Below are 14,220 nucleotides of genomic sequence, written 5' to 3' on the forward strand. Positions count from 1 at the left end.
ATTGGAAACTGTGGCAATTTGCAACAGAAGCAAGATTCCTGCCTTGTTGTTCAGAATGGTCCCGGAGAGCGGAGAGGCGATCTCCGTTTTCTTGGGGAGGCCAACCGAAGAGGTGATCACGGGAGAGATCGAGTGGTTCGATCTGTATGATTTCCTCTCCGGAGTGGCGTATCGAGGAATCATTCTCCCTGAACTTCGGAGGCAGGTCCGGAATGCGGAACTTCTTAGCAGGTGCTTTGAGTTCGTAGAGTTGCTTCTTATGAGCCCTGTAGACTCCATCCATGCCGCAGCCTACTTCGAAGTCATCGAACCGTTGCTCGGCGACGAGCAACTCGTTGTCGCTTCGCTTCCCCTATTGGGCGAGGAGGCCGCTCGGCTCATGCTGAGCGAATTGGATGCCACCAGGGTATCCGACGCCACCCGCAAGGCGATCGCGGAGTATCTGTAAACGAGATGCCTTATTCGCGAAAAATGGATCTTTCCCAACCTTATTGATCAGAAACGGTTCGGTTTCTGGGTCGTTGGGGACTGTAAAAAACGTTCGGGGCTGTTCCGTATTCGGTGGTGACGGTGAGTGCTCGTCTGTGATCATTGAGCGTGCACGATGCGGACATCCAGAATGTGGGAGCTTGGTATCAAGGAGGTCCTTACTCGGGAACCGGTCCTAGCTCTAGGGCATACGGCAGGAGGATCGTCGAATGGCAGCCGATGCTGACGGAGCTGCTTAACTGAGGTTCAACTCTGTGGTGCACGTCAATCTGCTTCGGCGCGCGCCACTGATTCTCGGCCGCATTCATTCAAAGGGTTGTCAAGGTGAGTAAGAGCGTAAGCTTGGAGCTTTGGCTGCGAGGCTTGTTCGCGGCAGGTGTTTACCTTGCGGCAACGGCCTTGATGGGTTTGTCGATCTTCGCTGTCGAGGGTGAGCAGACCGGCCCAGGCGACGCTGATTCCACTGCGGGGGCTTATTTCTGCCTGGTGCTAGCAGCGGCGCTGCTTGCGCTCGTTACGTGGATGACCTGGAGAGGGAAGATCGCGCGGGTGTTCTGCCTGCTGTTGGCAGCGCTCATCGTGGTCATGTGGTTCCTGGTGTCAAGTGCCTGACCTGTTTTTCCGCCCACTGGACTCCGTCCATGACGGGCGGCGGCCTCTTGCTCTGGAAGTTTCGTCTCACAGGTTCTGGCGGGTCGATGACTGATTTGTTCGGAACCGACGTGTTCATCGCGCACTTGCAGTGCAACGGCCACGGGTGAGGCACCGGATGAAGTAGGAGCCTCTGGGTGCGTTGACTCCCCCGGAGAGCCATGGCTCTCCGGGGGAGTCTTGCCGGGACTCCGCCACCGGCACCTACGACATGGGCTTCCGCGACTACAGCCCCGGCCTGAACCGCTTCACCACCCGCGACATGTGCAACGGCGCCCTGGCCGACATGTCCCTGGGCACCGACCCCTTCACCTCCAACCGCTACGCTTTCACCGGTGGCAACCCCATTTCATTTATCGAGCTTGATGGCCACAGAGAGGCCCCGATAGGTGACGGAAGCGCCGCCCTGACGCAAGGTAGTACAGTAGATGGCCGATCGGTTATATACGACGCCTTCGGCATTGGTCACATCCTCAGCGATGCGGCTGATAACGCGGAATCAGCAGCCGCCCTCCAAGCGGTAAACGACGATCTCAGGGCAGCCGGGGTCTACTATGACCCGGCAACAGGAACGGGCGAGAGGTACTTCTTCCAGGACGATGCGAACCCGACGGGCAAGGGGGTCATCGAGGATGGAAACGGGAACCTGAGGAACCTAGGCACAACCTCCGACATGATCAGAGTATCTTGGGTCAATGGAGAAATAGTAGACGTACAGGATTACGACGCCACAGGAGCCAAGGCGAGTCAGAGCGTCGACATGATCGCATCGACCATAAGCAACAAGATGGACCCGAACAAGAAAAAGCAGGCGAACAACGTTATTTTTGTCGCGAAGACCGAGGCTCAGGCTGAGGCGGTGGCAGAACGCTTCAAGAACGATTCCCGCGTTAGAGTGATTCACTCAGGCAGCGGGTTCGATAGTGGGAGAGTTTTCAGCTCCGTGACCGGTGGCCCTAATGTGCAACGAATGAGCCCAAGGATGCGGGGTTTCCATGCGCTGGGCGTGGTGGGCAGCCTCATGCCCCTCGCGCAAGCCAACAGCTACTTCCGCAGCTTCGGCTTCTGGGGCGGGCTTCGAGAGATGGGCGAAGATGTCATCGACCCGTGGGGAGTTCTCGACACATACGGCCCCCCTCCGAGAAGTTCGGTGTGCGATCCTACGACGAAATACTGCGCGTGAGTGAATTTGGCGTAACGAGTTAGATGCCACCGCTGGACCGTGGTCCAGCGGTGGCATCCGTCGCTGTTTCAACTTTTCCAATTTCGACAAGGAGGATAAGATGGCGGGGATTAGAGTAGTGGCGTGCTTGCCTGCGGGCGCCGAAGAGAACCTTGAAGCCTTGCTAAGGGATTCTCTCGCTCCCTTTGAGATGTATTCTGGTTTTGAATGGCGAGAAATATGGGATCGATGGACGATTCGCGGTGGTAGCGACGCAACGGGATTCTTGATCGTCCCTGGCTTCGAAGATGATCCTAGGCTCATTCATGATTTCCCTCGCTACGATGGAAAGATCCTTCCGAGCCTTCCGGGCAGATGTGCCGGGGGGCCTAAGGGAATGCTTCGCGTTTCGGATTCCTGGGACGAATGGAATTCGAATCTGTTGACGCTTGACGGCTGGTGGATCGAGAGAGGAAACCCTGTACATGGCGCCTGTGTATCCCCTGAACTCTGTCCACATATGCGAGATGGATGGAGGTATGAAAGGAATCCCCTCGGCTATCTGGAAAACTTGGATTCGAACGTGATCCTGGTGAAGCTTCTGTGTCACGGCTGACCTGTGCCATAATTTTGGGTATCGAAACTATGTTTGTTTCGGTCAGTCACAGTCGCAGCCTCCGTGGCAAGGTCTTTGAGAAGTGATCTTGTGTCCGGGTTCGTCAGGTCAGTCCGAGGGTGGTGAGGGGTCGCTGGTGGTCACGGCCGGTGCGGCGGAGGGCGGCGACGATGTTGGTGTTGCCGTCCTGGCTGTGGACGCCGATGGCGAGGTTGCGCAGGCCGGCCATGATGCGCGGGAGACGGCCAGTACGGATCTTGGAGTCGTCCTCGCGGAAGATCCGGTCGCGGACGTGGTGCAGCAGGTTTTCAATCTTCCAGTGCCCTCTGATCCAGGCAGCCAGTTCGTTGCCGGTGACCGCGCCGGGCGGCAGGTTGGTGATCAGGTAGATGCGCTCGATGGTGAGCTTGCCGCTGGTGAAGTCCTTCTTCCAGCGCACGATGTGGAGGGCCTGGCGGGCGTCGGGGTAGTCGAGGTGGGCGAAGGCGACGGTCTTCAGGCGCCGGACCTCCGTGCGGTAATGGGACCAGGTGCGGTCGTGGTGGTCGAGCGTGATTTCCCGCCAGGGCAGGTGGCGGACGCGGTCGAACAGGGTGGGGTGGTTGGCCTTGACCTGGGCGATGTAGTGGGCGCCGCGTCCACGGAGGTAGGTGCCGTAGGTGTGCTGGGTGTGCAGGGCGTCGGCGGTGATGACCGTGCCGGTCGGGTCGATGGTGTCCAGCAGGGGCTGTAAGCGGGGGATCTGGTTGCTCTTACCGGTGACCTGTCGCTGGGCGAGGACGTGACCGGTGTGGCCCATTGTGGCGAGCAGGGTGACGTGCGGGGCGGTGGGAGTGCGTGAGCCGCGCAGAGCCTTGCCGTCGACGGCGATCGCCCGTAGCCCGGGCTCGGTCGGGGTGGCGCGGGTGGTGAGGAAGGCGCCGGTCGCCCGATCCAGGGCGTCGCCGTCGAGCTGGACAAGAAGAGACATCACAGGGTGTGGGGGTGCGGGACGACACCGTCTACACCTACTACGACAACGGCTGGACGCGGTCGGCCACCGACCCGTTCGGCATCACCACCAGCTACGACTACAACGAGCTCGGCCGGCAGACCCGCAACACCCTCACCTCCGCGGGCGGTTCCTCCTCCCGCACGATGACCTGGGACTTCTACCCGTCGGGCAACCAGAAGGCCCGCTCCGATGACGGCGTCCCGGTCGGCCGGCACGTGGTGCTGGTCGACTCCTCCGACACCCACAACACCGCCGTCCAGGGCGTGTGGGAGTCCTCCCAGGCCACCGACCAGTGGGGCTACAACCTGCGCACCCACGCCGCCGGTGACGGCAGCGCGCGGTTCGTGTGGCAGCTGACCATCCCGCAGGACGGCACCTACGAGGTCTTCGTCCGGCACGGCGATGTGACCGGCGCGGCCGGTGACGCCCCGTTCACCGTCACCCACGCCTCCGGCGAGGCGCAGCGCACCGTGGACCAGTCCACGCGGGCCGGTGAGTGGATCTCGCTGGGGTCGTACTCCTTCACCGAGTCCGCACCGCAGAAGATCACCTTGACCGACGGCGCCACCGGCACGGTCGTGGCGGACGCGGTCAAGCTGGTGCGCGACAACACCGGCGAGACCGACACCGAAGAGAAGGACTTCACCTACCGCTACGACGCCAACGGTCTGCTGACCGAGGTCAGGGACCTCTCCCCGAACGCGGAGATCGACACCTACACGATCTCCTACGACGGGCTCAACCAGATGGTGAAGGTGGAGGAGAAGTCCTCCGGCACGGTGCGCGACACCACCGCCATCACCTACGACGCCAACGGCAACATCACCAGCTCCACCCACGACCTGACCTGGTCGAAGATCGAGTACGACATCCGCGACATGGTCGCCAAGGTGACCAACGCCGACTCCCCGACCGCCGACAGGCAGCAGGTCTCCACCTTCACCTACACCGACCGGCGCCAGCCGCTGAAGCAGGTCAAGCCCAACGGCAACACCGTCGACTTCACCTACTACCTCGACGGCCCGGTCAAGTCCCAGGTGGAGAAGACCGCCACCGGGACGGTGGTGGCCCGCCACGACCTGGAGTACGACCCCAACGGCAACCGCTCCAAGGACACGGCGAAGCTGATGAACGCCGACGACTCGGCGGACCTGCTGGAGACCGTCTCCACCTTCGCCTACGACCCGCTGGACCGCATCGCCAAGGTCACCAAGACCGGTGACGGCGCCGGCACCGAGACCTACGTCCACGACGCCAACCACAACGTCGTCGAGCAGACCATCGGCGGTGTCACCACCACCACGACCTACGACCGCAACCGGCTGCTGAAGACCACCACCAACGGAGTCTCGGCCACCTACAACTACGACCCGCTCGGACGGCTGGACACCGTCTCCTCCAACGGAACCATCCAGGAGAAGTACAGCTACGACGGCTTCGACCGCATCGCCGAGCACACCGCCGGCAGCGGCACCGCGGCCAGAACCACCACCTACACCTACGACGCCTTCGACCGCACGGTGACGGAGACCACCTCCGGTACCAGCGGCAAGACCAAGGCCTTCGTCTACCTGGCCATGGACGACCAGGTGCTGCGCGAGGAGGAGCCGTACAACGCCTACCGGTTCAACGGGCACCGCTGGGACGCCGCGTCGGGCACCTACGACATGGGTTTCCGCAGCTACGACCCGGGTCTGAACCGGTTCCTGACGCGCGACCTGTACGGCGGGGCACTGGCGGACATGGGCCTGGCCACCGACCCGTTCACCAACAACCGGTACGCCTTCGCCGGCGGCAACCCCATCTCCTTCGTGGAGCTGGACGGGCACCTGTTCGGGATGTCGTGGTCGGACATCGGTCACGCCACGCTGGACGTGGTGGGCATGGTGCCGGTGGTCGGCGAGGTCGCGGATGTGGCCAACGGCCTGTGGTACATGGCCAAGGGCAACTACGTCGACGGTGCCCTGTCGATGGCGGCGGCCATCCCGGGGGCGGGTACGGCGGCGACCGCGGCGAAGTGGGCCGAGAAGGGCGCGGGTGCCGCCGGCGCGGCCAACGACGCCCGCAAGACCACCAAGACCGCACCGAAGTCCAAGCCCAAGCAGGACAAGCCGAAGGAGGACAAGCCGGCCACCTGCCCGGCGAAGAAGCCGCACAGCTTCCTCCCCGGCACGCGGGTGCTGATGGCCGACGGGTCCACCAAGGCCATCGAGGACCTCAAGACCGGCGACCAGGTCTTGGCCACCGATCCGGAGACCGGGGACACCCGGGCCCGGGAGGTGACCGACACCCGCAGCCACCGGGGCGGCAAGCACCTGGTCACCCTCACCGTCGACGCCGACGGCTCCGGCGGCGACGCCCCGGAGGAGATCACCTCCACCGAAGGCCACCCCTACTGGCTCCCGGACGCCGGGCGCTGGGTGGAGGCCGGCGACCTGGAGGCCGGGATGTGGCTGCGGACCTCGGCCGGCACCTGGGTCCAGATCACCGCGATCGACCACACCCACCGCACCCAGCGGGTCCACAACCTCACCGTCGACGGCGTCCACACCTACTACGCCCTCGCCGGCCGGACACAACTCCTCGTCCACAACTGCGGTGATCCGGTCGAGGTCACCATCAAGCGCGAAAGCGGCATGCCCAAGGCTGAGTTCGAAAGAAAGGCCACAGCGCTGCAGAAGCTGAGTGGCGAGGGGAAGCTCTACAAGGCGCCGAACCCGGTGGCCAGGGAGTCCTCGGTGACCAGGCAGTACAAGGGAGACCTCATCCGTCCGTGGTGACCAGCCATGCGATGTCATTGGTAGCTGCCCTGTACCGGAATTCGCTTAAAATGTGAGTGATCGCCGATGGAGCACCCCTTCAGGCACAGAACTCGGAGGGGCGCTCCGCTGGGAGATTTTCGGGGAGGCGTGATTCCGTGGCGGAAAGTTCGCAGAGTAGTGAGTCGGGGAGCCCGCGTCCCACGGACTCCGCGCTGGTGCGGGGATTGCTTTGGGAGTTCTTTCCGGAGCAGCGAGTGGAAATCCTCGCCCTGGACGAAGAAGAGCAGGATTACGCCTTCACGAATGGTTCCGACCCTGTGGAAGTCGGAGCTTACACTCTCACCAGTGAAGTCTTCGTCCAAGGGGTGCTGACGCCGCTCTTGGCCACGCCTCCCCCGCTGGACGAGGATATCGCACATCGATGTGCTCAGTTCCTGGAGCGCCTCCTGGGGAGTGGGAGAGCTTCCATCCGTGAAATGGTGAGCATCAGAGTCATCGACCACTTGCTCGGGTATCCGGGGAACTGGGAAATATTCCGGAAGTATGCCGGAGAGTATTTGCTCTGTGAGGTGAGGGATCGACGGCGGTATTACAAGAGTCCCTTTTGGGAGGGTTTAACGGTCTGGTCTGGACTCTCTGTGAGATAATGTTCAGTGAACCGTTTTCATCCCGTCCTGCAGGAGTGATATCACAGGTCAGCAGGGTGGTGTGACGAGGCGAGGCTCCTGGTCGTTGCGGTGGTGTTCTCCACACACCACGCTTCTTCCGGCCGGTACGGTGCTGGCGCCGGGCGTGGGCCGAGGGCGTCCCGCCTCATGTTCCAACCTTGGGTTGACGTGGCGAGGTGGAGGGGCAGGGCGGTCTTGACCGGTTCGGTGATGCAGGTGGTGGCACCGGCGTCGAAGCCTGCGGCGAGCTGGGCGTTGGAGGCACCCCGGCCGGAGGCTGGGGAGTGTGCCCGCACCGCAGGTGGGCGAGGCCGAGCAGGGACTGACGGTCTGTGCTCGGCCGACACCGACGGGTGCCGCGTCGCCGGCGATGGTCCCGTAGCCGAGTGGACAGGAAGCGCAGGGCGGAGCCGAACACGTCGATCCCGGACGGGTGGACAAGCACGCGAAGCCTCCGGCGGAGACGGCTCTCCTGGTCGAAAACCCATCTACCAGGGGCTTCGCCCGGCTGTCAGCTCAACTGGCGGGCTCGCCAAACAGATTGGGCAATGCCATTCAGTGGCACACTGGTCGTCGTGTCCAACTCCCACGCGCAGCCCGTTCTGAGAACAGCGGACCTGTCCGAGGGGTTGCGCACTGTCGAGAGGCTGCTCGGGATCGCCGACTTGGGAGATCTCGAAGTCGATTTCGATGTGCGGATCTCCTCGACTCGCTCGCTCTCGGCGGTGCTGGCCGTGTTGCCGGATGCCGAGTGGTGGGCGGAAGGGGGGAAGGGCGGTTCGTCGGAGCGCAGGAACGATCCGTCGGCCTTCTTGCCCGTCTGGCTGCGACGCTGGGCTGGGGCACCGGAGATGGTGGAGACGTTCCTCCGGGCGGTCGGCGACAGCCCGGCGACGGTGCGCTGGGACTTCAACGCCTGGCCCGAGGCTCCAGAGGTAGGTCTGGGGGCCGGGGGTGCCCGCGGAGCATTCGTCACGCTGTGTGTCCATGCCCGCGACCTCTACTTGGAGGAGCCCGCGGCCGACCACACCGTTTTCGTTCACGTCAAGCAGATCGAGGCCGAACGTGCACCGTGGTTGGCAGCCCAAGTCGGGTTGCGGGTGATCGGCGGCCTGGTGATGGCGCCGTACTGATAAAGCTGTGGCAGCGGTGCGTCGCCGCCGGAGTTGCGCGGGATCTTCCGGGAGAAGGCCGCAGGCCGGTCCGGAGCGCTCTTCACCGTATCGGTCATGCCTTACCTCTGAGGCCCGGGAGGTTGCGGTGGCCGGAACTTCGCGGAGGTGGTGGGGCGGTGGTGGGGTGCCTGACGAGTGGTCGCCCGGAGAAGCAGACGATGCCCTTCCGGGGTGCCCGACCGACGGTTCCATCACCGCCGCTCCGTCGCGGAGCGGACGGGGCGGGCGGGCTTGATCGCTTGTCCGGTCCGCCGGCGGTGTGACAGCGTGTGCCGACCGTGGAGCACGGAGCGACGGATGTTCCGCCGGGCGGCGGCCGGTGATCGTACGGGGCCGCCTCGGCGTTGGATCCCCGCGTGTGCGCGAGACGGTGAAAGACAACGGGAGATGGGGAGTTCGGTGGGGAAGAGCAGAGTCCTCCTGGTAGCCGCGGCGGTGGCGCCGCTGCTGGCGCTCACGGCGGCGTGCGGTGGTTCGGACGAGGCATCCGGCAAGGACGCGGGGAAGCGGCCCGCGAGCAGCGCGTCGCCGGAGGCGGGGGAGCAGGACGGGAAGGCCGCGGGGCCGGTCCTCGACGAGGCGGCGCTGAAGAAGGCGCTGCTCGCCGACGGCGAGGTGAAGGGCTATCAGGTAGCCGCCGCCGACCAGGAGCCGCTGACGCCGGAGGCGGACCGGGCCGAGTGCCGGCCGCTGGCCGATCTGACCGCCTACGGCACCGGACGTACGCCCCGGGCGCGGGCGTTCGCCTCCCAGGGGTTCGCCGGGTCGGGGCAGGAGACGGCCGGGCGGATCGTGTCGGTGTCGCTGCTGTCCTACGACGGCGACGGCGCGGCCCGTACGGTGGAGGGCGTGCGGTCGGCGATCGAGGCGTGCGGCGACGGTTTCACCACCTCGGGCAACAACGGTGGGGAGACGATCCGCTACACGGCCGTGGAGGAGATCGAGGCGCCCGAGAGCGGTGACGAGGCGGTCGCGGTGAAACTGGTGGGTGAGGCGGAGGGCACCGAGGTGCCGATGCACTTCGCGGTGGTGCGTTCCGGGGCGTCGCTGGCGCAGTTCATGAGCCTGAACATCAAGTCGCCGTCGGGCGCTTCGATGCCGCGGGACATCGTCACCGCGCAGGTGGACAAGCTCGCCGGGGCCGCGGCCGGCTGAGGGGGCGGTAAGTGAGGGACCGGCCGCCCCGGTGTGCGGGGCGGCCGGTCCCGGTCCTGTTCCTGGTTCCGGTTCCGTTCGGGCGCGGGGGTGGGTCAGGAGGACGCGGCGGCCTTGGTGCGGATGGCCGGGAGCTGCGAGTAGAGGTTCGCCCCCGGGCACAGGGTCGCGTAGCCGTCGCGGTGGCCGGAGATCCGGTACAGCGTCGCCCGCTCGCCCTTCTTCCAGACGCCGGTGTCGGCGGCCGCGGTGAGCGTCACCTTGCCGGCCGGGTCCGCGCCGTACAGGCCGAGCTTCCAGCCGGAGATCCGGGCGATGGCGTCCAGCGCGGCCTGGGTGGGCCGGCCGCCGTCCTCGTAGTTGCCGAGCAGGGAGACGCCCGCGGAGTAGCCGTTGAAGCCGTAGGTGTGGGCGCCCTGGACGGCCTTGTCGACACCGCCCGCGCGGCCCTCGAAGATCGTGCCGCACTTGTCGACGAAGAAGTTGTAGCCGACGTCGTTCCAGCCGTTGGTCTTGACGTGGTAGGTGAGGATGCCGCGGATGATCGAGGCCGACTGGGCGCAGGTGTAGTCGTTCGTGCCGGCGGTGTGGTGGACGAAGACGGCGTCCACCCGGCTCAGGTAGGAGGGCGGGTCCTCGACCAGCGACTCGTCGGCGCCCCACTGGGCGCGGCTGACGATCCGCGGTGCCTGCGTCCCGGACGGCGAGGGGGCCGGGGCGGTGGTGGACGGCTCACCGGTGGGTTCGGTGCTGGGCCCGGTCGTGGGGCTCTGGGTGGGTTCGGTGGGGGGTTCCGGGCTCGGCTCCCCGGTCGGCTCCCCGGTGGGGGCCGGTTCGGTGGAGGGTTCCGGGCTCGGCTCTCCGGTGGGTTCGGTGGAGGGTTCGCCGGAAGGTTCCCCGGTGGGTTCGGTGGAGGGTTCGCCGGTGGGCTCGGTGGAGGGTTCCGGGCTCGGCTCTCCGGTCGGCTCCCTGGTGGGGGCCTCCGTGGTGGGCTGCTGCGAGGGCTCCAGGCTGGGCTCGGGATCCTCCGTGGCGGGGGCGGAGGCGGACGGCTCCGTGGAGGGCTCGCCCTGGCTGGGCTCCGGCTCCGGCTCTGGTTCCGTCGAGGGCTGCTGCGACGGCTCCTGCGAGTTCCCGCCCCCGCTCATGTCGCCAACCTTGCGCCAGCCTTTACCGATGTCCTCGCCCAGGATGCCGGGGTCGATCATCACCAGGCGGAGTCCGCCGGGCAGTTCGGCCGACTCCCCACCGTCCGCCATGACCCGGGCCTCGACTCCGTCGGACGTACCGACCCACAAGGGCTCGGAGGCCCCGCGCACTCCGCTGTCGTCGCCCTCGTCGGTCTCCGGCGGCCGTATGTCGAGGTCGAGGTCCTGCCACCGCGTCCACTGTCCGGTCTCCGCGCTGCGGGTGCGGATCTGGGCGGTGCCGTCGAGTTCGGCCTCCGGATCCTCCCAGGAGACGCCGAGCATGGAGAAGGGCCGGGTGTCCTTGCGCGGCACCGAGCGCTTCCCCGGATCGCCGCCCTGGAACGTCTCGGTGTAGGCGGCCACGGGCCGCATCCTCTCGCCCCGGGCCTGTTCGTCCGAAGTGCCCGAGGTGGTGGTGACGGCGACCGTCGTCACCACCGATCCCCCGAGCACGACGGAGCCGACCGCCAGCCAGGTCCGGCGCTTCATGCCCGCCGGCCTGCGGCTGCGGCCTCTGTTCGATCCCACGTGTTCCAAACCCCCTCTGGAAGATCCCGGTGCGTCCGGTGGCCGCCGTTCTGTCTCCGCCTGTTCGGCGGCCGGCGGTTTCGCGCCCGGACGCGGACAGTGGGCGGGCACGGCCGTACGAGCGGCACGGGCCGCGCGCGGCGACTCGTCGTACGCGCCGGGGTGCTGTGGACGCCGGCGGTTCCCGCCCCCCGCGGCCCGCCCTGCCGTCCCCGAGGTGCGGTGACGGGCCCCGGTCCGAGGCGGCGGAGCCGCGACCGGTACGTACGGCAGGCCGGGGCGCGGCCGGCCGTCCACTGTCGGACGGGCCGGTTATACCCCAGAGGATCACCGTGCGTCACTCGTGGGGACAAAGGCCGGAAAAGGGTGCAGAGCGGTGTGGTGGGGAGGGGCGGGGGCAGACGGCCGCCGGTTCCGGTGCGGATGGTGGCCGCCGCCCGCACCGGAACCGGGCCGGATGGGGAAGCCCGCTGCCATCAGGGGGTTCGCGGGGTCCGGTACCGGGGGCCGAGGTGGTGCCCGGCGGGCGGGACGAGGTTCCGCATGGCCGCCCGGGGGAGTGGACGCCCCGACGCCGCCGGGACTCCGCCGGACCGTGTGTACGGCTGAAGTTCACGCGGAATTCCTCTGGGTGCGAAGGTGGCGCGGCCCCCTGCCCCGGCCCGGCGCCGGAAGGCTTCGCTGACACCGCGTAAACGTGAATACCGCCACACCGCGAGGGCGTGACCAGGCAGTATGCGGCGGCGCTTGGTGAGGGGGAGGGGGATGGACCCCTCCCTCGGGCGGCGTCCGGCGTACCGCTGCCCGGTGCCGAGCCGAACGCGAGGGGAGACGCTCATGGGCACGGAGACCGCGGCGAGACCCACGGCCGGAAGGATGCGCGGGCATGTGGCGGAGTTCGTCACGGACCTGACGTCGGGGAGGGCCGGGCATCGGCTGCCCCTGGACTACTCCGTGGACAGCCTGCGCATCGTGGACGCGGTCATCGAGGGCATGCGCCGCCAGGGTGCGGAGCCCGCCGGACGTGTGGCGGAGGTCCTGTTCGGTCTGGGCGGATACCTGGGGGAGGTGATGGTCCGGCGGGCCGGGGCGGTGTGGGTGGACTTCGACACCGGGCAGCGCGAGCGATTCGGGCAGCCGGTGGGTGTGCGGATGCCCGACGGGCGCGTGTGGAACCCGCTGGGCAGGGTGGCCAACCGCTTCGCGTACGGCTCGCGGGAGTCGTTGCGGACGTTCTTCCTGCTGCTGCACGGCCGGGATCGGCCCGGTGAGACCGGCTCCGACGCCGCCTGACGGCTCCGGCCCGTCCACGGCCGCACGCGGCGGCCGTGGACGGGCCGGGAGCCGGTGGAACCGGCCGGATCAGCGGAACAGGCGCCCGGGTACGGCGGCGGCCAGCCGGTCGTAACCGGCGGGGTTCAGGTGGAGCCAGTCGCCGTCGTGGAGGTCGGGGCGGAGCCGCTCGGGGTCGGCGGGGTCGCGGACGGCGCGGTCGAAGTCGATGACGGCGTCGAAGCGGCCGCTGGTGCGGATCCAGTCGTTGACCTTCCGCCGGGCGCTCTCGCGGTGCCCGGCCGGGTCGTCGTACATCTCGTTGCCGCCGAAGGGGAGCAGCGTCGCGCCGTGGACCTCGATGCCGTGGGCGTGGGCGCGGGTGACGATCTGCTCGTAGGCGGCGATCAGATCGGCCGCGACCCGCTCCTGCGCGGCCTCGGTGGCCGCCGCGGTGCCGATGTCGTTGACGCCCTCGAAGACGATCAGCGACTCCACCCCGGTCTGCGCCAGCACGTCGCGGTCCAGCCGGGCCAGGACGTTGGGGCCCAGTCCGTCGTGGAGGACGCGGTTGCCGCCGGCGGCCTGGTTGAGGACGGCGAGGTGGGCGGTGCCGCGGCGGGCCTGGAGCCGGTCGAACCACTGGTCCGGCCAGCGGTCGTTGCCGTTGGTGGTGGAGCCGCGGCCGTCGGTCAGGGAGTCGCCCAGGACGGCGACCGCCCGGGTGGACTTCGCCGACCACGCCTCGACGCCGCTGAGGAAGTACCAGTGGTTCGTCGCCGTCGCGCCCGGCAGGTCCTCGGCCGTGACGTGGTCGCCGCGCAGGAGGTGGGAGGTGGTCCGCGAGCCGGGGTGGGAGGTGATGTCGTTCGACGCCTGGCCGTCGGCCAGGTAGAGGGTGACGGCGAGGTTGGTCCCCGGAGCCACCTTCATGTCCACCGGGTCGGAGACGACCTGGGCTCCGACGGGGACGAGGGCCGAGGGCCTGCCGCTGAAGGTCAGCGGGCGGGAGGTGCCCGGACGTATCGCGTCGGTCCCGGCCTTCCCGCCCTCGGGGAAGGCCACGGAGGCGGCGGTGATGGGCAGGCCGGTACCGCCGAAGGCGTTGGAGAAGCGCAGCCGGATCCTGTCGCCGCCGACCGTGACGCGGACGGTCTGCCGCAGCGTGGTGTCGTCCATGACCAGCCCGTCCTCGGTGAAGGGGGCGGGCGGCATGTTGTGGGGCTCGGTGAGCTGCGGCATCGACGTCCAGGTGTTCACCCAGTGCCGTGCCGCTCCGCGGGCGTCCCGCGACGCGGAGTCGGCGGAGGCGTGGGTGCCGGTGCGGTCCCCGGTGCCGGGGGCGGTGGTGTCCAGGGCGCCGGTGGCCTGGGAGGTCAGAAGAACGGTCGCCGCCAGGGCTCCCGCGGTGAGCAGGCTCGTCAGGGACGATCTCCGTCTCATGGGCTGTCCGACCTCCAGGGTCCGTTGCCGTCCGGTGGGCGTGAGCGACCCTAATCGGCGCGGGCGGAAAGACAAGAGGAATTCGTGAACTCGCCTGATTAATTTGCTCGGTGAG

The 14,220-nt window shown here is 67.3% G+C and carries 11 protein-coding genes and 2 pseudogenes; 9 read left to right on the forward strand and 4 right to left on the reverse strand.

The window, feature by feature from the left end:
- Position 1 precedes the first annotated feature (1 nt).
- The 4 genes and pseudogenes from BMY40_RS02090 (at position 2) to BMY40_RS27680 (ending at position 2,918) form a co-directional block, all read left to right on the forward strand.
- The gene (locus tag BMY40_RS02090; protein ID WP_143071718.1) at positions 2-448 is read left to right on the forward strand and encodes a hypothetical protein; all 447 of its coding nucleotides are present in this window, start codon (positions 2-4) and stop codon (positions 446-448) included.
- Between the two features lie 383 nt (positions 449-831).
- Positions 832-1,101 carry a hypothetical protein gene (locus BMY40_RS02095; protein WP_093654705.1) on the forward strand — a complete coding sequence of 90 codons (270 nt, stop codon included), beginning with the start codon at positions 832-834 and terminating at the stop codon, positions 1,099-1,101.
- Positions 1,102-1,327: 226 nt separating this feature from the next.
- A pseudogene (locus BMY40_RS29100) lies at positions 1,328-1,528 on the forward strand (RHS repeat-associated core domain-containing protein); the annotation flags it as partial.
- Positions 1,529-2,423: 895 nt separating this feature from the next.
- Positions 2,424-2,918 (forward strand): hypothetical protein, encoded by a 495-nt coding sequence (locus BMY40_RS27680; RefSeq protein WP_143071720.1) that lies wholly within the window; start codon positions 2,424-2,426, stop codon positions 2,916-2,918.
- A 103-nt stretch (positions 2,919-3,021) separates the two neighbouring features.
- Here BMY40_RS27680 and BMY40_RS02105 read toward each other — a convergent pair whose 3' ends face one another.
- The gene (locus BMY40_RS02105) at positions 3,022-3,888 is read right to left on the reverse strand and encodes an ISAs1 family transposase (protein ID WP_245769787.1); all 867 of its coding nucleotides are present in this window, start codon (positions 3,886-3,888) and stop codon (positions 3,022-3,024) included.
- Between the two features lie 14 nt (positions 3,889-3,902).
- Here BMY40_RS02105 and BMY40_RS02110 point away from each other — a divergent pair, with 14 nt between their 5' ends.
- The gene (locus tag BMY40_RS02110) at positions 3,903-6,692 is read left to right on the forward strand and encodes a golvesin C-terminal-like domain-containing protein (RefSeq protein WP_245769788.1); all 2,790 of its coding nucleotides are present in this window, start codon (positions 3,903-3,905) and stop codon (positions 6,690-6,692) included.
- Between the two features lie 236 nt (positions 6,693-6,928).
- Positions 6,929-7,321 (forward strand): hypothetical protein, encoded by a 393-nt coding sequence (locus tag BMY40_RS02115; RefSeq protein WP_143071721.1) that lies wholly within the window; start codon positions 6,929-6,931, stop codon positions 7,319-7,321.
- Positions 7,322-7,625: 304 nt separating this feature from the next.
- Here BMY40_RS02115 and BMY40_RS28370 read toward each other — a convergent pair.
- Positions 7,626-7,787: pseudogene (locus tag BMY40_RS28370) on the reverse strand (IS5/IS1182 family transposase); the annotation flags it as partial.
- A 130-nt stretch (positions 7,788-7,917) separates the two neighbouring features.
- On the opposite strand from BMY40_RS28370, the gene BMY40_RS02120 reads away from it, so the two are divergent.
- A complete protein-coding gene (locus BMY40_RS02120; RefSeq protein ID WP_245769789.1) occupies positions 7,918-8,475 on the forward strand; it encodes a hypothetical protein in 558 nt (185 codons plus the stop codon).
- A 441-nt stretch (positions 8,476-8,916) separates the two neighbouring features.
- Entirely contained in the window at positions 8,917-9,672 is a 756-nt protein-coding gene (locus tag BMY40_RS02125) for a hypothetical protein (RefSeq protein WP_143071722.1), read from the forward strand.
- Between the two features lie 95 nt (positions 9,673-9,767).
- Here BMY40_RS02125 and BMY40_RS02130 read toward each other — a convergent pair whose 3' ends face one another.
- Positions 9,768-11,351, reverse strand: coding sequence for an N-acetylmuramoyl-L-alanine amidase (locus BMY40_RS02130; RefSeq protein ID WP_093654715.1), 1,584 nt, complete (start codon positions 11,349-11,351; stop codon positions 9,768-9,770).
- Between the two features lie 876 nt (positions 11,352-12,227).
- Here BMY40_RS02130 and BMY40_RS02135 point away from each other — a divergent pair.
- Positions 12,228-12,683: a hypothetical protein gene (locus BMY40_RS02135; protein WP_425443059.1), complete on the forward strand. Its 456-nt coding sequence runs from the start codon at positions 12,228-12,230 to the stop codon at positions 12,681-12,683.
- A gap of 69 nt (positions 12,684-12,752) precedes the next feature.
- Here BMY40_RS02135 and BMY40_RS02140 read toward each other — a convergent pair whose 3' ends face one another.
- Positions 12,753-14,105 carry an SGNH/GDSL hydrolase family protein gene (locus tag BMY40_RS02140; protein WP_093654717.1) on the reverse strand — a complete coding sequence of 451 codons (1,353 nt, stop codon included), beginning with the start codon at positions 14,103-14,105 and terminating at the stop codon, positions 12,753-12,755.
- Between the last annotated feature and the right edge of the window lie 115 nt (positions 14,106-14,220).

The organism is Streptomyces radiopugnans, from assembly GCF_900110735.1.
Lineage (GTDB): Bacteria > Actinomycetota > Actinomycetes > Streptomycetales > Streptomycetaceae > Streptomyces > Streptomyces radiopugnans.

Bases quoted from the DNA above. Each gene is read 5' to 3' on its own strand.
- BMY40_RS27680 (WP_143071720.1), top strand. From the start codon at position 2,424: ATGGCGGGGATTAGAGTAGTGGCGTGCTTGCCTGCGGGCGCCGAAGAG.
- BMY40_RS02105 (WP_245769787.1), bottom strand. From the start codon at position 3,888: ATGTCTCTTCTTGTCCAGCTCGACGGCGACGCCCTGGATCGGGCGACC.
- BMY40_RS02130 (WP_093654715.1), bottom strand. From the start codon at position 11,351: ATGAAGCGCCGGACCTGGCTGGCGGTCGGCTCCGTCGTGCTCGGGGGA.
- BMY40_RS02135 (WP_425443059.1), top strand. From the start codon at position 12,228: ATGGGCACGGAGACCGCGGCGAGACCCACGGCCGGAAGGATGCGCGGG.
- BMY40_RS02140 (WP_093654717.1), bottom strand. From the start codon at position 14,105: ATGAGACGGAGATCGTCCCTGACGAGCCTGCTCACCGCGGGAGCCCTG.